Here is a 19606-nt window from a genome sequence, read left to right as displayed (position 1 = left end):
AAGTTGTTCCTCCTTCCATCCATTTGCTCGTTCACAATAACCCGTTAGTCTTCACGAAGCAGTAAATCCCGCTGCTTGTCCAAACTACAACGAAGCCTGAAGATCGCCTTGGAATGCAGCTGAGAAATTCGCGAAGGAGAAAGTGACATCACTTCAGCGATTTCGCTTAATGACAAATCCTCATAGTATAGCAGAGAGATCACCATACGTTCCTTTTCTGTTAGCTTCTCGATGCCTTTCGTTAGCGAATCTCGTAGATAGAATTCTCTAACCTTATAATCCGGGTTTTTTGCTTTTTCGTCAACGAGTAAAGTTAGGCGAGTCTCCGACTCTTCTTCACGAATCGGATCCTCAAGGGAACAAAGCGTCATGACGGCAACTTCTTGCAGCATGCCTTGGAACTCCTTCTCGCTGATATCTAAATAGGCACTCATCTCGGAATCCGTGACAGAGCGGAGGTATTGCTGTTCCAGATGCTGGTAGCCCTCCTCGATTCTTTTGGCTTTCTCTCTCACAGACCGGGGGACCCAGTCCCCCTGCCGCAGACCGTCCAAAATGGCCCCTCTGACCCGCCAGGATGCGTAGGTTTCAAACTGAAGTCCACGCTTGTAATCGAATTTTTCAACCGCATCAATCAGTCCCATAACCCCATTGCTGGCAAGATCATCCTTAGACACATTTTTGGGCAGACCAACGGCGAGACGTCCTGAAACGTAGTCGACAATATGCAGGTATTTCTCGATAAGTTGTTTCTTGGACTCTAAATCGCCGTGCTCTTTCCATTGCTCCCATAGCTCGGCATAATTCAGAGTGGATGTCTTTCGCTCGCTCAATGGTCTTCACCCTCCTTATTGTTCTGTCAGGTGGCGAACGATCTTAGCCAGCTCTTCCGGATCCTTGTCGTCAGGTGTCTTAACTAGTTTAGGCGGATTGAGTGGCGCAAATGGCACATTCTCCTCCGCCGAAGCCGGCGCCGGCTTCAACAAATCATTCAGCTCTTCACTTTCATCTGGAGTGGTCAGGTCAAGGTTGCCGCCCTTTCCTTCCTCGGATGCAAACTCATCCTCGTCTTCAAGGCTATTGCCGCCTGGCATCTCCTTCAGAAAGCCAAGCATCCAACCGCCGGCAAAGGCCAGCAGAAACCAGACTGCAAAGGAAATCAAGCCCCGGATAAAGCTGGTCATGAACAAATTATTTCCCGCCGATACGGCAAAGGAAATCAGAAAACCGATAAAGCCCAATAAAAAGTAATATCGCAATTTTCCAGTCATGGCTACAATTCCTTTATCCCCATTTGTACACTTCGCACATATAACAATCCTGTCTCATTGTCCAGTTCAATCGTACGGCCATAATTCCCGCCTGTATCCTCAGCCAGCAAAGGAATGCCCAATGCTTCCAGTTGAATCTTGCAGGATTCAACATTTCTTGGGCCAATTCGCATGGAATCTCCCTTTCCGGCAAAGGAAAACATTTGAGCTCCGCCGGCCATCTTGGCTACTACACGGCCAGGAGCCACACCGATAGAAATTAACTTGTCGAACAATGCCGGAATAGCGGTATCCGCATATTTGGCAATGTTCAACGCCCCTTCCCGGGCAATGCTCGAAGAGGGAAGCATGACATGTGCCAGCCCCGCCAGCTTGAGCTTCGGGTCAAACAGCGTCAGTCCAACACATGAACCTAGCCCAGTTGTTCGTATCAATCCCTGCTGAGTAATGACATTCAACTCGGCCATGCCCACCTTAACGATATATTGCTCACCAATCATGATCAGTGGATACTCCAAGCGCCGCAAAAATTTTTGCAAAGGAATCCGGGTCGGGAATGAGGAAAAATTGTCCTTCCACCTCATGATATCCTTCAATAAACGTGGTATCGATCAGCAGGGCGGAATCTCCCATTTCTCCAAATTGCAGAAGCCCGTAGCTTAGGATCGCCCCCGCCATATCAAGGGCAAGAGCCGGCACCGTAGGAGTCATGGACAGGGAGGTGAAATCGGCCAACGAAGACAGATAAGACCCTGCCAATATATTGCCGATTTCCGACAACGCCGACCATTCCATTTCCGAAAACTCATGCAAAGTTTCTACGCTAATGCCTGCCAATCGCTGCAAGAGCTTCTTGGCTGCTTCCGGGCTAAGGATGAAAAACAAGTTGCCCGGCGCGTCTCCTTCCACGCGGAAGAACACAGCAAGCACGATATTCTCGGCTCCTCCGACGCGCTCAGCGATCGCTTCAAATGGAAGCATCTGAACCTTTGGAACAGCCATATCGATGGGCTTGTCGAGCAGCTTGGAAAGCGCCGTAGCCGCGTTGCCGGCTCCGATATTGCCCACTTCCTTCAAAATGTCCATCTTGAATTCTTCAAATCCTTTGACCGGATCCATGGCTTTAGCCCTCTAGGCTTTCCAACTGAATAATTTCCTTTCGGCTGAGCACTTCCGAGAGATTCAGCATCACGAGCAAGCGCTCTTCGGAGATACGGGCAACCCCATGCAAATATTTGGCCTTAATGCCTCCTACCACATCTGGCGGAGAATCAATCAGGTCAGAATCCAAATCGATAACATCATTGGCCGAATCAACAATAAATCCAACTTCCAGCTCATCCGCCGTAACGATGATAATCCGAGTCTGATCGGTGTGCTCCACCTCGGGCAAACCGAAACGTCCGCGTAAATCGATTACCGGAATGACCACGCCGCGCAAATTGATAACCCCTTTGACAAAAGAGAATGTTTTGGGTACGCGGGTAATCGGCATCATCCGTTCGATCGTTTGTACCTTATCGACGTCAATTCCATACTCCTCTTGTCCCAGTTTAAATACGATAACTTTTAATTCCTCTCCCATGTGGAAAACCTCCTTAAGAGTATATGAACCGTCTTATTTGATGAACGCGTTGGGATCAATGATAAGCGCAACCTGCCCGTCGCCCAGAATAGTTGCTCCGGCAACTCCCTGAACCGATGGCAAGTATTTGCCCAGATTCTTGATGACAATTTCGCTTTGACCGATGAATTCCTCTACCGTCAACGCCGCCATTCTTTCGCCCTTGCGGATCACAACAATCTCTGATTCCTCTTCCTCGTTCTCGGAGAAACCAGGAGCATCAAAGAGCGTGGCGAGTGACAACAGTGGAATATGCGTATTGCGATAAGGAATCATGGTGTAGCCGTGAACCTCGCGGATTTGATCGCGCTTGATCAATCCAGTCTCTACTATAGAAGACAACGGAATCGCATATTTTTCCAGGCCTACCTTGACCAGCATGGCGGAAATAATCGACAAGGTTAGCGGCAATTGCACCGAAAACTTGGTGCCCTGCCCCAGCTTGGATTCCACAGAAACGATACCGCTCAAGGATTCAATCTTCGATTTGACTACGTCCAGTCCAACTCCACGTCCGGATATATCCGAAATAACCTCAGCCGTACTGAAACCTGCGGCGAACAGCAGCATGTATACCTGCTCATCGGACATCGCCTTTCCTTCGCTTTCGGTAACAACACCGTTCTTAATGGCCTTCTTCAGGATTTTATTCCGGTCGATACCATGTCCGTCATCTTCTATTTCAATGAAAACATGATTGCCGCTATGGAAAGCGCGCAATTGTACTGTACCCGTTTCCGGCTTGCCCGCAGCAATGCGTTCTGCGGTAGATTCTACCCCATGGTCAACAGCATTGCGGAGCAAATGGACGAGCGGATCGCCGATTTCGTCGATGACTGTCCGGTCAAGCTCCGTTTCCGCACCCACGATGATGAGATCAATTTTCTTATCCAGCGATTTGGCCAGGTCCCGCACCATCCGCGGAAAACGGTTGAATACCGTATCGATTGGCACCATCCGCAGCTTCAGTACGATATTCTGCAAGTCGCTGCCGACACGACTCATATGCTCCACCGTCTCTGTAAGATCGGTACGCTTCACTTCATCAGCCAATTGCTCCAGGCGAGAACGGTCAATCAGCAGTTCACTCAGCAGATTCATAAGCACATCCAGGCGATCGATATCCACCCGAATCGTCCGTGAAGGAGCAGGAGCTCCGCCGCCAGCTCGTGCGACGCTCTTGTGATTGTGGTCTGCAGCAGCCGGATCTGCCTTTTTGGCAGGTGCAGGATCAGATGTCTTCTCGACCACCACCGGAGCCGTAGGATCTGCGGTAGCTGCGGCCCCCATCCCCCCGGAAGCCAACTGTGACAAAGTCTCATGATCCAGTGCCGTTGCTTCGGCAGAAGCGATCTCCGACAGGTTCATAATCATACTTTGGATTTCGGCAGCTTCTTTTTGAGTTATGTAATAGAGAGAGAAGTTGCGGTCAAACTTTTCTTGCTCAATATCCTGGACGGATGGAGAGGATTTCACAATCTCGCCGTAACGCTCGAGCAGATCAAACACCAGGTATGCTCTGGCCGCCTTCAACTGACAATCCTCGCGAATCGCCACATCGATGTACATGACCTTATGACCTTCACCAATCGATTGCTCCAATACGGAATATTGGAACTCATCCAATTGAATAGCCGGAGCGGCTGAACCGCCCGTTCCAGATTCGGCTGGTTGGTCAGCCCCCGAATTGCCTCCATTTTCAAAATCGCCGCGCACGATCGATTGCAATGCGGCCACGATGGCACTGACATCTTCCTTGCCCTCACCGCCTTGCGTAATATCTTCGACCATTAATTGCAAGGCATCCAAGCTTTTAAACAATGTGTCAAAAATGAACTCCTGCATTTTAAGCTTTTCATTGCGCACCAGATCAAGTACATTTTCCATCTGATGTGTCAGCGAGGATAAATCCTCAAAGCCCATCGTCGCCGCCATCCCCTTCAGGGTATGAGCGGAACGGAAGATAACCTGAACAATGCTGATATCGTCAGGGTTGCTCTCCAGCTCTAGCATTTTTTCATTTAATGATTGTAAATGATCGTTCGACTCATCGATAAACATGGATAAATATTGGTTCATGTCCATGGTGAGGCACCTCCTCCAAGAGATTCCGTTATTTCACAACTTGTACTAGCTTAGGACCGATATCATGCAGCGGCAAAACATGGCTGACGCAATTCAGTTCGATAGCCGAGCGCGGCATTCCGAACACCACGCAGGTTTCTTCACTCTCGGCAATGGTGGAAGTCACGCCAGCATCATACAATTGCTTCATGACTTTCGCTCCGTCGCTGCCCATTCCGGTCAGCAGCACGACATGTCGCTTTAACGCTTGCAGCGGAAGCAGCGATTCGTACAAGACGTCCACCGAAGGCCTGTGTCCGTTACGCGGCTCCTGCTCTGTAAGATGTACGCGGTAACCACCGCCTGGGCCGGATACGACGTTCAGATGAAAACCGCCCGGCGCAATGTAAGCTGTACCGCTATGCAGCCTTTCACCCTGCTCGGCCTCCACCACGGTCAACTGACTCAAGCTATTCAGCCGCTGAGCCAGGGACTTGGTAAAGTTCGGGGGCATGTGCTGCACGATGACAATCGGCGCCGGGAAATCCCCCGGGATTTTCTCCAGGACGGCCTTCAAGGCTTTGGGTCCGCCCGTAGAAGTACCGATCGCGACCAGATCGGTGAAGCTTGTCCGCAGGCCGGCCTCGGACGCCGGACCGGCTGTGCCCGCGGCCGCGCGTATCGGCGCGGGCGGGTCCACCGGCGCCGATACGCGCGGCGGCCGGGCTGCCCCGGCGGACGTCACACCGCCGGGCGCTTCTTGCGCGGCCCCAGCAGGTGGCCGCGCCTTCTCTGCCGGCGCCTTATCCGCACGCCGGCCTGCCGTGGCCCGGCCGCCATTCGGCGCGGCCGGGCTGGCCCCAGCCAGCCTCGTCTGTGCCCGAGGCTGGGGCGCCCGGGGCAGCGAGGCAGCAGGTGTGCCGCTGCTGCTGCCGGAGGCCCCGGGCGCTGGCGAGGCGGGTGCTGCGCCGCCGGGCGCCTCGGAAGCCGCCGCGCGTGTAGCTGGCGGCGGTGGTCCACTCACCCGCGACTTGCGCGCTGCGGGTGGCAACTCCGCCTTGGCGGCATCCAGCGCCGCCGCCCGCGCGGCCCGCCGCTCCTTCGCCAGCATGGCTACGCGCATTTGCTCGCGAAGCTCGCGCCCCACCTCTTCGATGTCATACGAGCTGGTGGTAGCCGATGGCTTGCGGATGAAGTCGAAGGCGCCAAGCTCCAGCGCCATGATGGTCTCCCGCATCCCCTGCTCATTGATCCCGGAGAGCATGATCACCGGCAAGGGCTGCTCTTTCATAATTACTTTCAGAGCATCCAGACCATTCAACTCCGGCATTTCTACATCCATGGTCACCAAATCCGGCTGAATGGCCACGACTTGTTCAACCGCTTCCCGTCCATTTTTGGCGGTGGCCTCTACACGATAGGCTGGGTCCTGCTCGATGAGATCGGATATAATCTTCCGCATAAACGCCGAATCATCAACGACCAACACTCGATAAGGCATTGCCCTCCACTCCTGTTCCTTCATACAGAATCATTTTGCTAGCTTTAACCATTTGTGCATAAATCCCTTGATTCCTGATAAAGTATCCCTCGGCTTGACTTGCGGAACATTCAGGTAATGAAACGCCAAGCGCTGAATATCCCGGGCAGCCATACAACTGGGGAAAGCGACAGAGAAAGGAACCTGCTTCTTGACCGCCTGCATGACATGAGTATCATCATGGATGTACCCGAGCGTAGGAATATCCATATCCAGAAAGCGCCGGGCTACTAGCGAAATTTTGTCAGCCACTTGCTGCGCTTCCGGCTCTCCGGTGACCCTGTTGATCACCAGTCGAAAGTTAGCCCCCTCTTCCATGCCATGCACCACTTTAATTAATGCATATGCGTCCGTAATCGCCGTAGGCTCCGGCGTAGTGACGACCAGGCACTCGTCCGCAGCCGTTATGAATTTCAGCGTTTCCTTCGACAATCCCGCTCCCGTATCGAAGATGATGTAATCCATCTCGTCCGACAGTGTTTCAATCTGCGAGGTGAAAACATTCAAATCCGATTCCGAGAGCGAAAAAAGATCGGCGAGTCCGGAACCTCCGGCAATAAAGGGCAACGCCTGAGTACCCAACTCGATGATCTCGTTAATATCTCTTTCGCCCTTTAATAAATGATACAAATTGTACCTGGACCGCACTCCCATAAGGACGTCAATGTTAGCCATCCCGATGTCGGCGTCAAAGAGCAGAACCTTACACCCCAGCGTCTTTAAGGCAAGAGCAAAATTCAACGTAAAATTGGATTTGCCCACCCCGCCCTTGCCACTGCTGACAGTAAGAATCCGAGCTGCCCCTTTGCCGGATTGGGGCGCACCAGGATTTACTCTTGCGGACACCAGCTTTCGGAGCGTCTCAGCCTGATCATTCATGGCTGCTGCTCTCCCAGCAAAATGTCGACCAGAAGCTTCTCATCAGCCTGCAGCAAATCATCCGGCACATTTTGACCATTGGTCAGGTAGCAGACCTGAAGTGGATATTGTCCCAGCAAATTGTAAATAGGACCATAACTCTCGGTTTCATCCAGCTTCGTGAAAATCACCCGAGTCAGATCATATTTACTGAAATGCTCGGTAATCCGTTTCATGTCCTGCGTCTTTGAGGTCAAGCTCAGCACCAGATAGGTTTCACTTTCGTCGGAAGGGGTCAACAAACTGTGTAACTCTGCGACGAACAGCTCATTTAGGTAATTGCGTCCGGCGGTATCCATCAGGATTAGATCGCAATGCTCCAAACGTTGCATGGCCCGCTGCACATCGCCAGGAGATTGTACAACCTCCATCGGTACGTTCAAAATGGAAGCATACGTCCGAAGCTGCTCAACAGCCGAAATTCGGTATGTATCTGCCGTAATGAACCCTACCTTCTTGCGGAGACGGAAGATCTGGTCCGCCGCCAGCTTCGCAATGGTTGTCGTCTTGCCCACTCCGGTAGGTCCAGCGATGTAAACGATCCGTGTGCGCTCTCCAATGCCGGAATTGACTCTCCCTTTCAGGAACGACTGGATGGTCTCTCTCGTACGCTGCAGCACATCCTCATCGCTTAAGCTTCGCCCCGAAATCATCCACTTGTCGTACACTTCATCCACCCAAGCTTCAACCCATTCCGGTGATACTTCCTGGTCCGTCAAACGCTGGCAAATCTCCAGCAGCTTGGGTGGCAATTCCCGCTCATCCCCCTGCTTCTTGGCCAGCTGGCTCATCCACAGCTTCATCTGTCTGATCTCTTCTAGCAGTGCCTCTTCCTTCTTATGCAGCTCAGGACTCGCCTGCTCAGAAATAAGCGGTGAGGTACCGAGAGCTGAAGCCCGCTTAATGGCTTCTCCAAATTGCTCCGCCGAAATAGGGGAACCTTCCGCTCTCGACTCCATCTGAACCTTGGCAGAAGCGGGATTCACAGCAGCTGGTGGCATTGGCAACTCGTCCTGTTCTTGCAGCATCGTTGCAGTACCAGCCGCTACAGCCTTCTCTGCCGGGGATGGTGACGGGGCCAACTGTGATGACTTGCGGTAAGCCTCTGGTACAGCACGGCGAGCAACAGGCGCGGGAGCCGCAGGCTTGGGCGGCTGCTGCCTGGTTCCAGTTCCCTTCGCAGCGGGAGTGCTGTTGCTCTCCGTCGCTGCGATGACTTCAATCTTCTTCTTGCAAAACATTCCGAGAAAGCCGCCTACCTTCATATCCTTTGTGCTCAAGATGACGGCGTCGGCTCCAAGCTCATTCCTGATTTTCAGCATAGCATCAGGCATTGTGTCTACGATGTAGCGTTTTACTCTCATAAATTGACCACCCCGACACTCTGAATTTCAACATTCGGCTCTAACTCGCTATAAGACAATACCGGGATATCCTGCATACTGCGCTCGATAACCTGGCGCAAATACATACGGATCGTTGGAGAGGTCAGCAGAATCGGCTGATGTCCCGTTTGGATCAAGCGGTTGATCTGCTCGGTCAGCTTTTGGAACACCGTCTGTGTCGAGGCCGGATCGAGCGCTAGATAACTGCCCTGCTCCGACTGCTGGACACTTTCTGCAATCTTCTTCTCCAACGTAGGTCCTACGGTAATGACTCGCATCGTTTCGCCTGGCTGCGTAAACTGCTGGGTAATCTGCCGGGAAAGAGCTTGTCTGACATATTCGGTCAGCACATCCGGGTCCTTGGTATAGGTTCCGTAATCCGCCAACGTTTCAAAGATCGTCACCATATCGCGGATAGAAATCTTCTCCCGCAACAGCTTGGCCAATACCTTCTGCACATCGCCGATGGTCAACACGGACGGAATCAGTTCATCTACAAGCACGGCATAGCTTTCCTTAAGGTTATCAACCAGGGCTTTGGTCTCTTGACGTCCAAGCAGCTCATGTGCATGCTTCTTGATCAATTCCGTTAGATGTGTAGCAACTACAGACGGTGGATCCACCACGGTGTACCCTGACAACTCTGCCCGATCCTTGGTAGCTTCATCAATCCAAAGAGCCGGAAGGCCAAAGGCCGGTTCCTGGGTCTCAATACCCGTGATGCTATCGTCCTCCATCCCAGGACTCATGGCCAAATAGTGATTAAGTAATAATTCACCGCCACCTACGACATTTCCTTTTATTTTAATGACATATTCGTTCGGTTTTAGTTGAATATTGTCGCGAATACGAATCACCGGTACGACCAATCCCAATTCAAGCGCACACTGACGACGGATCATAATGATACGATCCAGCAAATCTCCGCCTTGTCCTGTATCCGCTAGCGGAATCAAGCCATATCCAAATTCGAATTCGATAGGGTCTACTTGCAGCAGATTGATGACACTCTCCGGACTCCTTACCTCTTCGATCTGTTGTTCCTCCTCCTGCTGTTCCTGCTCGACAGCGCGGCGATCGATGTTTTTCTGCATTCCGTATGCCGCGTAGATAAGTAATCCGGCGAAGGGGAGCGTGGTCCAAGGACCAATTGGGGTGAACACCCCCAGCAGGCCAATCGTTCCGGCTACAATATATAGCAGCTTAGGATAAGCCAGCAATTGTCCCGTGATATCATCACCGAGATTGCCTTCGGAAGAAGCACGAGTCACAATCAACCCCGCCGCTGTGGAGATCAGCAAAGCTGGAATCTGGCTCACCAGACCATCCCCGATGGTCAACAGCGAATAGGTGGACATCGCTTCGCCAAACTCCATACCATGGATCGTCATCCCGATGATAAAGCCGCCGATCAGGTTAATGATGAGGATAATGATACTGGCGATGGCATCGCCCTTAACGAATTTACTGGCCCCGTCCATCGCCCCGTAAAAGTCAGCTTCTCTCTCCACTTTTCTACGGCGCTCGCGTGCCTGCTGTTCATTGATCATCCCCGCATTGAGATCTGCATCAATACTCATTTGCTTTCCGGGCATCGCATCGAGGGTAAAACGTGCAGCAACCTCGGCCACACGCTCGGAGCCTTTGGTAATAACGATAAACTGAACAACCACGAGAATCAGGAAGACGACAAAACCGACAACGGGTTCCCCCTGGGAGACCCACGAGCCGAACGTGGCCACAACGTGGCCGGCTTTGGCTTGCCCCAGAATCAGCTTGGTGGTCGACACATTCAGCGCTAGGCGGAATAAAGTCGTTATGAGCAACATCGCCGGGAAAATGGAAAATTGCAGTGCTTCCTTGGTGTTCATCGCGACGAGCAGAATAATTAATGCAAGCGAGATATTGATAATCAGCAAAATGTCCAACAACCATGTCGGGATCGGAACGATCATGAGTAGAACAATACCTATAACGCCAACAAGGACAAATAACTCTTTGAATTTTTTCATCGTTGTTCCCCTCGATCCCATCATCATCTAACCTTGCCTTTAAGTTTGTATACATAAGCCAATACTTCAGCTACAGCCTGGAACAAATCGGCGGGAATGGTCTCTCCGATCTCGGTCCGTTGGAATAACGCACGGGCCAGCGGCCTGTTCTCCATCGTAATGATTCCATGCTCCTTGGCGATTTCTTTGATGCGAAGCGCCACATAATCCTGACCTTTGGCAATGACCTGCGGAGCCTCCATCTGGGTGCCGTCATACTTGATCGCGACAGCGAAATGCGTAGGGTTCGTAATGATAACATCTGCTTTAGGAATTTCCTGCATCATCCGCTGCAACGCCATTCGCCGTTGCCGCTCACGGATTTTCCCTTTGATGAGAGGATCCCCTTCCATCTTCTTATACTCATCCTTGATATCCTGCTTGGACATCTTCAAGCTCTTCTCATGCTCGTATCTCTGATACATATAATCCAGCACCGCAAGCACGATAAGGGCAGCTGCAATCTTAATGCCCAGATTCATAGTTAGACGAGCTGTAAAATTGAAAGTGTCTTGTATAGACAAATGCCCCAGGGAAGAGATGGTACCACGATACCCCCAGATTGTTGAATATACGAGATAACCGATGATAGAAAGCTTTAATAAGGTCTTTAAGAACTCTACCAGCGATCGCATAGAGAAAATATTTTTAAAGCCTTTAACAGGATCAAGCTTGCTGAACTGCATTTTCAGTGATTCCCCGGTAAGCATGAAGCCGACCTGCGCGTAGCTGGCAATCACGGCGATCACCACTACGACCAGAAAGATTGGAGCCATTAGCAATAAAATCTGAACGCCCAAGTCGCTGAACATCGTCATCACATTTTCCTGGGTCACATTCATCCTCATCCGATGGTAAAAGACGTCAGTGAACAAAATCATCAAGCGCTCTTTGATGTATCCTCCGAAAAAGGTGAGACTTAAGAAACCGGCCAACAGAATGAAGGCTCCCGTCAGATCCTGGCTTTTGGCGACCTGACCTTTTTTTCGGGCATCCTGCCGCTTCTTCGGGGTCGCTTTCTCCGTCTTCTCTCCGGCAAAAAGCTGCAGGTCCAGCGAATACCGATACGCCATTACAATCCCCCATCCTACGTCGGTCTTCGGCCGATCGTGCTGAGCAGATCATGCAAGGCATTAAACAGCACTTCGAACAAAGATTGGAACGCGTAAATGAAACTTGGCACCAGGATGAGCAATACGACCAGCCCAACGATAATCTTCACGGGAATCCCGATAACGAAGATATTAAATTGAGGGGCAGTACGGGCCAGAAAGCCCAGGGCTACATCCGTGACGAACAAGGCAACCACCAGTGGCGCGGCCATTTGGAACGCCAAGAGGAACGCATGACTGAACGTCTGGACCAGAAAATCCGCCAAGTTCCCGTTGTAGATTCTTTGAAATAAATCATTGGATAACGGTATCCAGTTATAGCTGCGAACCACGGCATCAATAAGATAGTGATGTCCGTTCATGCTTAGAAAGACGAGCGTCGCGATAATATATTTGAGATTACCGAGCACCGGCGCAGACGCCCCTGTCATCGGGTCGATAACGTTAGCAATCCCAAAACCGATCTGAATGTCGATGAATGAACCGGCCATTTGAATTACATTAAAGATCAAATTGGCCACATAACCCATGAGCAGTCCAATCAGCACTTCACGAATAATGTACAAAATATAGTTCAGATCATTGGGTACCGCCTGCTGTGTCCCGATGGTCAACAGAATCACAAGCGCGATCATTCCAGAGAACCCAACCTTGAATGTATTGGGTACTGAACGGGATGAAAAAATCGGTGTTACTACAAAAAAAGCGGTTATTCGACAAAAAATCAGCATAAACACAGAAATGCCTTGCAGTAAAGTCTCCATAATCACCGATGCCTAACCGATATAACTAGCAAGGTTATTTAGTATGCCGTATGTGAAATCAACCAGAGTCGTCAAAATCCAAGGGCCAAAGATCAATAAAGCGATCAGTACAGCGATAATCTTGGGAACGAAGGCCAGTGTCTGCTCCTGAATCTGGGTCGTCGCCTGAAAGATACTGATCATCAGTCCCACCGTTAGTGCGATAAGCAGCATTGGCGCACTGACCTTCAGCACTGTATACACGGCTTGTCCGGCCAGACCGATAATAAATTCCGAACTCATAAACCGTCCCCCCTCCCTGAAATAACCTACTGTACTTTACTTAAGGATTAAAACTGACCAGTAATGATTTAACAATCAAATACCAGCCGTCAACAAGAACAAACAACAGTATCTTGAAAGGCAATGAAATCATGACCGGCGGCAGCATCATCATCCCCATCGCCATGAGCACACTTGAGACCACAATATCTATAATCAAGAATGGAATAAAGATCATAAAGCCCATCTGAAACGCCGTCTTCAGCTCACTGATGGCGAAGGCTGGCACCATAACCGACAAAGGAATATCTTCATAGCTATTTGGCTTCTCCATCTTGGTGTAGCCCATAAACAATTGAAGGTCCTTGGTTCTCGTATGGGTATACATAAATTTCTTCATCGGTACTGCTGCCTTGTCCAATGCTTCCGTTTGTGTGATTTCTCCCTTGATATAAGGCTGAAGAGACACTTCATTAATGGTGGAAAGCGTCGGGCTCATGACGAATAGCGTCAGGAACAATGCAAGACCAATCAACACCTGATTGGGCGGCATTTGCTGCGTACCCAAGGAACTACGGACAAAGCCAAGTACCACAACAATACGGGTAAAGCTTGTCATCAGCACTATTATGGCTGGCGCAATGCTAAGCACCGTAATCAGTAGAATAATAGAAAGTGAGCTGGTGCTTGGTGTCCCCCCCGAGTCCCCGATTTGAATGTCTATATTCGGAATCGGATTGACTGGCTCGGCGGAAGCGGCGGTGACAACAAGCACACTCCACAAGGCCAGCAACAAGCTGACTATCAGCACTTTTTTCTTCATGAATCCCTCGACCGATCTGTAGATTGTTCTTCCGGCTCTTGTAGCAGTTCTTCCATCTGCCGCTTCCGATCAGGCAGCTTTCGCAGTTGTGACTGAAATACCTCATGAAAAGCGGTGCCTTCCAATTCTTCTTCTTGCGGAGGCTCTTTTTTGAAACGGGAGATCAGATTGGAAATGCCGGACGCCAGGCCTGACAGTTCAGTGCCTTCTGACTCAAACGCTTGCTCCAGTACAGCAATCTCATCCGGATCAGATACTTTATCAATCAAGGAAACATCCTCTCCCACACCGATGAGATAAACATGGTCTCCCATTTCAATAACCTGAAGAGACTTGTTTGGGCCAAGGCCAACGGCTCCCAATACCCGGATGGAGCGACTCTGAGAAAGGTACCGGTTCCGTTTGCCCAGAAAACGGGCCAATAAAATAATTAGCGCTACAATAAGAACCAGAACAACGATTACCGTAATCAAGCTTCCCCAGAGATTAACATCCCCGTTATAATACGGAGCATCCTGCTGCACCAAGGTCATGTCTAAACCCTACATTCCAAGCGTCTTGTTGATCGCTTCGATAACACGATCAGATTGGAAAGGCTTAACGATAAAATCTTTCGCCCCTGCCTGAATGGCATCGATAACCATCGCTTGCTGCCCCATAGCAGAGCACATAATAACTCTAGCATTCGGATCCATTTTCTTGATTTCCTTCAATGCAGCAATGCCGTCCATTTCGGGCATTGTGATATCCATCGTAATCAGGTCAGGATGCAGTTCCTTGAATTTTTCTACCGCCTGTGCGCCGTCCTGAGCTTCTCCCACAACCTCAAATCCGTTCTTGGTGAGAATGTCGCGGATCATCATTCTCATAAAAGCTGCATCGTCTACGATTAGAATTCGGTTTGCCATTGATTTAAAATCCTCCCTAAACTATCTACTATTGTAATTTTTGAATGCGGTCCCATTGGCTAACGATATCCGTAACACGAACGCCGAAGTTCTCGTCAATAACTACGACCTCGCCTTTGGCAATCAGCTTGTTGTTCACCAGAATATCTACAGGTTCACCAGCAAGCTTGTCCAGCTCAATAATAGAGCCTTGCGATAATTCCAGGATATCTCTGATTTGCCTTTGGGTCCTTCCTAATTCTACGGTGACCTTCAGGGGTATGTCCATCAGTAAATTCAAATTATTTTCATCAACTTGACCGAAAGGTGGATTCCCCAGGTTTGCAAACTGCACAGGTTGTACATTCAAATGACGTCCGGGAGCAGTTCCGTAATGATGTGGCTCTGTGTAAGGCTGACCTTGCGGAGGGTAGCCGTAAGGTGCAGCAGGCTGGCCATATTCGGCTGCTGGCGGCTGCTGATACACCGGTGCTGGCCCTTCTTGATGAGCCTCCGGCATTGAAGAGGGTGCCGATGCTGCAGGTGCTGGTGGCGCTTCTGGTGCTGCCGTTGCCGCTGCCTCTTGGGATGCACTGTCCGGTGTCGATCCGCTAATCAGACTATGAACCATTTCTTTGGCAAACTTCACAGTGAGCAGCTGCATAATGGTTGAATCAATCAAATCTCCAATCGTCAAGCGGAAAGAAATTTTGATCAAAGGATCTGCTTCCGGCAAGCTGCCAAGTCCATGTCCACTCGTCATGTTCAGAATATCGATACCCGGCGGCGAGATGTTCACAAACCGATTAAATATCGTCGACATCGAGGTGGCCGATGAGCCCATCATCTGGTTCATAGCCTCTTGCACAGCACTGATATGAATCTCATTCAGTTCCTCTTCCGCCGGATTTCCTTCTCCACCCAGCATCAAATCAGCAATGACTTGAGCATCGCGTGTCTTGATGACCAGAGAGTTCATCCCTTCAAAACCATCGACATACTCGACATGAATAGCTACATGCGGCTTGGGAAACTCAGCTTCGAACTGGGCTCGCGTAATGACTGATACCTTCGGGGTTGTAATGTCCACTTTCTTATTCAGCAGGGTAGACAATGCAGTCGCTGCGCTACCGAACGTGATATTGCCGATCTCCCCAAGAGCATCCTGCTCCAGCGGCGACAATACATCATCAACCGTTGGTTCCGCCGGCTTTGAGTCAGATTCCTGATTAGCCTGCTTTAGCAGAGCATCGATCTCCTCTTGGGACAAATAATCTTTACTCGTCAAGTTCCTCAACTCCTTCGGTGACAATTTCGTCAATTTGCACAGCAACCCGGTCTTTTAATGTCCCGGGGCTACCAATGTATTTAAGCCTGTCCCCAATCCGGATCTTCAGCCCTTCTTGTACCGGTTTGTTCAGCGAAATGACATCGCCTACGGAAAGTCCCAGGAATTCGCGGACCGTAAGCTGTGACTCCCCTAGCTCCGCAATAATCGGCAATTGAGCCTTGTTAACACGGTTGCGAAGCGCTTCAACTTCTTCGGGAACACGCGACTTTTTCTGCGATACAAACCAATGGTGAACGGAAAGCTTTGGCATAACCGGTTCGATAACGACATGTGGAATACACAAATTGATCATCCCGGTCGTATCCCCGATCTTGGTACTCAAGGAAATCAACGCAATCGTCTCGTTGGGCGAAACAATCTGCATAAACTGCGGATTTGTCTCTAGTCCCTCCATTCGCGGACTAATATCCACGATGGTCTTCCAGGCCTCCTGCAAGCTCTCGAATGCCCGGCTGAAAATACGTTCCATAATAATCGTTTCGATCTCTGTCAGCGTTCCAACCTTTGAAGGTGCTGTTCCCACTCCGCCCAGCAGTCTGTCCAGCATGGCGAAGGCAACATTGGGATGCACTTCCAATACCATTCTGCCTTCCAAAGGCTCGGCTTCAAAAATGTTCAGTATCGTCATTTTGGGAATAGAACGGATAAACTCGTCATAAGGAAGCTGCTCTACCTGAACTACACTAATCTGCACAAACGTGCGAAGCTGGGCCGAAAAATAGGTGGTGAGATAACGGGCAAAATTCTCATGAATCCGGGTCAAGCTCCGAATATGATCCTTGGAAAATCTCACGGCTCTTTTAAAATCATAAGACCGGATTTTCTTCTGCGTCTCTTCCTTCTTCAGTTCCTCGGCATCCATCTCTCCGGATGACAGCGCGGCAAGCAATGCGTCAATCTCATTCTGCGATAATACATCAACCAACCATCTCACCCCCTTGGAAATAACTCGTATTCGTTCGATATTAGTAGGTTTAAATTCTAGTCATAATAAATTTGGTAATATCGATCTGAATCAAATTCCCTTCCGGCAGCGATTTGTTGATCAGGTTGAGCAGCTTGGTGCTCAGATTGTCTTTGCCTGATGCGCCCGTTAGTTCCTCAGGCTTGGTGTCGGCCAATGTCTTAATAATGATTGGCTTGATTTTGTAATCCTTGATTTTGTCGAAGGATTGCTTGGAAACCTCATTATCCAACTGGAAGGCAAAATTCATAACTACCACGAAATTCGGATCTGACAAGTTCGTCTTGACATCATCGATTGTCGCTGTCACTAATACAATCTCATCCGCCGATAACTGTCTGGTTTGAGTCACGCTGTTCACGGCGCTTCTCACTTCTGTGCCGGGCTCAGGTTTATTCATTTGGTTCACCAGCAAGAAGGCAGCCAGTACGATTAGGGTGACAGCCAGTAAAATCGTCATCAGCCAAGGCAGCATTTTCTTCATGACCATTCCTCCGTTTGTTGCACTTTAATAGTTGCTGCGTGGATGCCGATTTCCCGATAATATTCCTTGACCATCGCAATCACATCGGCCGCCTTCTCCAGCACAATAATACGCTTGCCCGTTACCAGGGTGACGTATGTATCCGGTGTTTCTTCCACCGTTTCAATCATTATTGCATTAAGCCACATCTGTGAACCGTTCAAGCGCGTTACAGAAATCATGATTTCCCTCCTGAGTGATCATGGGACCGTATAAGCAGCCCGGGAAGAACGAGTCCCTCCCAGGCTACCCATTAGCTTATCGTTTCAGGTTAACAACTTCCTGAAGAACCTCATCAGACGTAGTGATAATACGTGAATTGGCCTGGAAGCCACGTTGAGCCACAATCATCTCCGTGAACTCGCCAGTGAGGTCAACGTTGGACATTTCCAATTGACCAGCAACTAACGCACCAGCACCATTTGCATTAGGCGTTGTATAAGCAGCTTCAAGATCCGCGTCTACAAGAGCATTGGGGGTCACACGGTACAAATTACCTCCCACTTTCTCCAGTCCCTCAGGATTTGTTATTATAGCTAAACCGATTGAATTGGCAGCTTCAGTTGTTCCATCAGCAGTTCGGGTTAAGATTGCACCGTCCGAGGATATCGAAAATGCAACCACGTCATCAGCAATTGGATCAAGCGCTTCTCCATCCGGGCCACAAACTAAAAAGCCATCAGAAGTAACCAATTGTCCTATAGCATCAAGATGAAAGTCCCCCGCTCTGGTAAGGAAAGGTTCACCCTCTTCGCCCATCCTAACAAGAAAAAATCCATCCCCGTCAATTCTTAAATCAAGCGGGTTGTTCGTTGTCATCGCACTACCACCGGTATGAAGTGTATCAATAGATCCAACGGACGTTCCCAAACCGATTTGTTGGGCATTTATCCCCCCAGCAACTCCTTCATTCGGAGCAGTTACTCCTGCTACTGTCTGGCTCATAATATCTTTAAACATCACTCGCCCGGCCTTAAAACCAACTGTATTTACGTTAGCGATGTTATTACCGATAACGTCCAGCTTGGTCTGAAAGCCGCGCATTCCGGATACGCCAGAATACATAGATCTTAACATTCTTCCATCCTCCTCATCGATTGTCTTGCTCTGAAGCCGCTTCAGTCGATCCGCGGTCTTCCTGGCTTCCGTACCCGGTCCAGCCAGTTAGGTCAAGAAATGATTACCGCGCTGTCAATTTGCGTGAATACATTATCCTTCATGCTGTTGCCATCCATCGCAGTCACAACCGTACGGTTATTCACATTCACGATTAAGGCCATATCCTTCATCAGGATCAGCGAATCCTTCGCCCCTTTGGCCGCCGCACTGTCAATAGCTGAACCGATTTGATGAAGCTGCTCGGGCTTCAATTCGATACCTCGCTGCTCTAATCGTTTTACCGCATGACTGCTAAAGTGCACCAGTTGTTCCTGGAGCATGTCCTTAAACGATGCTGCTGAAGCGTTGTTCGCTTGAATCGCTTTGCTCTGTTGCAGATTACCCGGTTGCAGTCTGCCGGCATAGAACTGCCCAACCTTTATGGGGACATTCATGACGGATCAGCTCCCTGCTCCGTTTCTTCCGGCACAGGTACTGAAACTTGTTCAATCTGCGAGATTTCAAGCTCCTTGGCTCCGACTTTGACATAATGAACACCACTTCGTACAACAACGGAGTCCACGATGCCACTATCCCTCTCCTGAATGACTTCAGGCTTGCCAGTCACCACATCATAATTACCTGTTTTCGTTTGGCTCACCCAGGTTACCTCTTTGCCAATCAGCCCTGATGTATTTCCCAAAGACTCACTCATCTTGCTAATCTGATCAGAAATATTGGTCAGTTGTTCCACAGAAGAGAACTGAGCCATCTGGGCAACCATTTGGGTATTATCCATCGGCGATAACGGGTCCTGGTTTTGCATTTGAGCCATCATCAGCTTCAGGAAAGCATCCTTGCCGAGCTCATTGCTTCTTTTGCTTGCCTTCTCTACATTCGCTTGTGAGTAGTTCGGCCACGACACAGAGGGTGTATACGTATTAGCCATGAAACTACCTCCTTTCCGCCT

At 49.9% G+C, this 19606-nt stretch carries 23 protein-coding genes; all 23 read right to left on the bottom strand.

Going from position 1 to position 19606, the window contains the following annotated elements; all coding sequences use genetic code 11:
• Positions 1-44: 44 nt before the first annotated feature.
• The 23 genes from C557_RS0106015 to C557_RS0105905 all read right to left on the bottom strand — a co-directional run bounded on the left by C557_RS0106015 (position 45) and on the right by C557_RS0105905 (position 19585).
• Positions 45-833: a FliA/WhiG family RNA polymerase sigma factor gene (locus tag C557_RS0106015; RefSeq protein ID WP_018750940.1), complete on the bottom strand. Its 789-nt coding sequence runs from the start codon at positions 831-833 to the stop codon at positions 45-47.
• Positions 834-848: 15 nt separating this feature from the next.
• On the bottom strand, positions 849-1271 hold the full coding sequence (locus tag C557_RS0106010; protein WP_018750939.1) for a hypothetical protein: 423 nt from the start codon (positions 1269-1271) through the stop codon (positions 849-851).
• A gap of 2 nt (positions 1272-1273) precedes the next feature.
• Positions 1274-1771 carry a chemotaxis protein CheD gene (locus C557_RS0106005; protein ID WP_018750938.1) on the bottom strand — a complete coding sequence of 166 codons (498 nt, stop codon included), beginning with the start codon at positions 1769-1771 and terminating at the stop codon, positions 1274-1276.
• Positions 1761-2390, bottom strand: a complete 630-nt coding sequence (locus C557_RS0106000) for a chemotaxis protein CheC (RefSeq protein WP_018750937.1) — start codon at positions 2388-2390, stop codon at positions 1761-1763. The genes C557_RS0106005 and C557_RS0106000 overlap by 11 nt, the downstream gene beginning before the upstream one ends.
• A gap of 4 nt (positions 2391-2394) precedes the next feature.
• Positions 2395-2856: a chemotaxis protein CheW gene (locus C557_RS0105995; RefSeq protein ID WP_018750936.1), complete on the bottom strand. Its 462-nt coding sequence runs from the start codon at positions 2854-2856 to the stop codon at positions 2395-2397.
• Positions 2857-2889: 33 nt separating this feature from the next.
• Complete coding sequence (locus C557_RS0105990; protein ID WP_018750935.1) at positions 2890-4980, bottom strand: chemotaxis protein CheA; 2091 nt, start codon at positions 4978-4980, stop codon at positions 2890-2892.
• 28 nt (positions 4981-5008) lie between these two features.
• Positions 5009-6460, bottom strand: a complete 1452-nt coding sequence (locus C557_RS0105985; protein ID WP_018750934.1) for a protein-glutamate methylesterase/protein-glutamine glutaminase — start codon at positions 6458-6460, stop codon at positions 5009-5011.
• 30 nt (positions 6461-6490) lie between these two features.
• Positions 6491-7378 carry a MinD/ParA family protein gene (locus C557_RS0105980; RefSeq protein ID WP_018750933.1) on the bottom strand — a complete coding sequence of 296 codons (888 nt, stop codon included), beginning with the start codon at positions 7376-7378 and terminating at the stop codon, positions 6491-6493.
• Complete coding sequence (flhF, locus tag C557_RS0105975; RefSeq protein ID WP_018750932.1) at positions 7375-8781, bottom strand: flagellar biosynthesis GTPase FlhF; 1407 nt, start codon at positions 8779-8781, stop codon at positions 7375-7377. The genes C557_RS0105980 and flhF overlap by 4 nt, the downstream gene beginning before the upstream one ends.
• Positions 8778-10814 carry a flagellar biosynthesis protein FlhA gene (gene flhA / locus C557_RS0105970; RefSeq protein ID WP_018750931.1) on the bottom strand — a complete coding sequence of 679 codons (2037 nt, stop codon included), beginning with the start codon at positions 10812-10814 and terminating at the stop codon, positions 8778-8780. Before flhA ends, flhF begins: the two co-directional genes overlap by 4 nt.
• 23 nt (positions 10815-10837) lie before the next feature.
• Positions 10838-11926, bottom strand: coding sequence for a flagellar biosynthesis protein FlhB (gene flhB, locus C557_RS0105965; protein WP_018750930.1), 1089 nt, complete (start codon positions 11924-11926; stop codon positions 10838-10840).
• A gap of 14 nt (positions 11927-11940) precedes the next feature.
• Positions 11941-12729, bottom strand: a complete 789-nt coding sequence (fliR, locus tag C557_RS0105960) for a flagellar biosynthetic protein FliR (protein ID WP_026263324.1) — start codon at positions 12727-12729, stop codon at positions 11941-11943.
• Positions 12730-12741: 12 nt separating this feature from the next.
• Entirely contained in the window at positions 12742-13011 is a 270-nt protein-coding gene (gene fliQ / locus C557_RS0105955; RefSeq protein WP_018750928.1) for a flagellar biosynthesis protein FliQ, read from the bottom strand.
• 40 nt (positions 13012-13051) lie between these two features.
• Entirely contained in the window at positions 13052-13813 is a 762-nt protein-coding gene (gene fliP, locus C557_RS0105950; protein WP_018750927.1) for a flagellar type III secretion system pore protein FliP, read from the bottom strand.
• The gene (locus C557_RS0105945; protein WP_018750926.1) at positions 13810-14346 is read right to left on the bottom strand and encodes a flagellar biosynthetic protein FliO; all 537 of its coding nucleotides are present in this window, start codon (positions 14344-14346) and stop codon (positions 13810-13812) included. The genes fliP and C557_RS0105945 overlap by 4 nt, the downstream gene beginning before the upstream one ends.
• Positions 14347-14355: 9 nt before the next feature.
• Entirely contained in the window at positions 14356-14721 is a 366-nt protein-coding gene (locus C557_RS0105940) for a response regulator (protein ID WP_018750925.1), read from the bottom strand.
• 28 nt (positions 14722-14749) lie between these two features.
• Complete coding sequence (gene fliY / locus C557_RS0105935) at positions 14750-15988, bottom strand: flagellar motor switch phosphatase FliY (protein ID WP_018750924.1); 1239 nt, start codon at positions 15986-15988, stop codon at positions 14750-14752.
• The gene (gene fliM / locus C557_RS0105930) at positions 15978-16976 is read right to left on the bottom strand and encodes a flagellar motor switch protein FliM (protein WP_018750923.1); all 999 of its coding nucleotides are present in this window, start codon (positions 16974-16976) and stop codon (positions 15978-15980) included. The genes fliY and fliM overlap by 11 nt, the downstream gene beginning before the upstream one ends.
• A gap of 49 nt (positions 16977-17025) precedes the next feature.
• The gene (locus tag C557_RS0105925; RefSeq protein WP_018750922.1) at positions 17026-17499 is read right to left on the bottom strand and encodes a flagellar basal body-associated FliL family protein; all 474 of its coding nucleotides are present in this window, start codon (positions 17497-17499) and stop codon (positions 17026-17028) included.
• The gene (locus C557_RS0105920; RefSeq protein WP_018750921.1) at positions 17496-17720 is read right to left on the bottom strand and encodes a flagellar FlbD family protein; all 225 of its coding nucleotides are present in this window, start codon (positions 17718-17720) and stop codon (positions 17496-17498) included. Before C557_RS0105920 ends, C557_RS0105925 begins: the two co-directional genes overlap by 4 nt.
• Positions 17721-17796: 76 nt before the next feature.
• On the bottom strand, positions 17797-18615 hold the full coding sequence (flgG, locus tag C557_RS0105915; RefSeq protein ID WP_018750920.1) for a flagellar basal body rod protein FlgG: 819 nt from the start codon (positions 18613-18615) through the stop codon (positions 17797-17799).
• Between the two features lie 92 nt (positions 18616-18707).
• A complete protein-coding gene (locus C557_RS0105910) occupies positions 18708-19091 on the bottom strand; it encodes a TIGR02530 family flagellar biosynthesis protein (RefSeq protein ID WP_018750919.1) in 384 nt (127 codons plus the stop codon).
• A complete protein-coding gene (locus C557_RS0105905) occupies positions 19088-19585 on the bottom strand; it encodes a flagellar hook assembly protein FlgD (protein WP_018750918.1) in 498 nt (165 codons plus the stop codon). Before C557_RS0105905 ends, C557_RS0105910 begins: the two co-directional genes overlap by 4 nt.
• Positions 19586-19606 lie beyond the last annotated feature (21 nt).

Origin of the sequence: Paenibacillus sanguinis 2301083 = DSM 16941 (genome assembly GCF_000374825.1) — a bacterium.
In the GTDB taxonomy this organism is placed as follows: domain Bacteria; phylum Bacillota; class Bacilli; order Paenibacillales; family Paenibacillaceae; genus Fontibacillus; species Fontibacillus sanguinis.
Note: the sequence above shows the minus strand (reverse complement) of the source record. Positions and strands in the feature narration are given on the sequence as shown.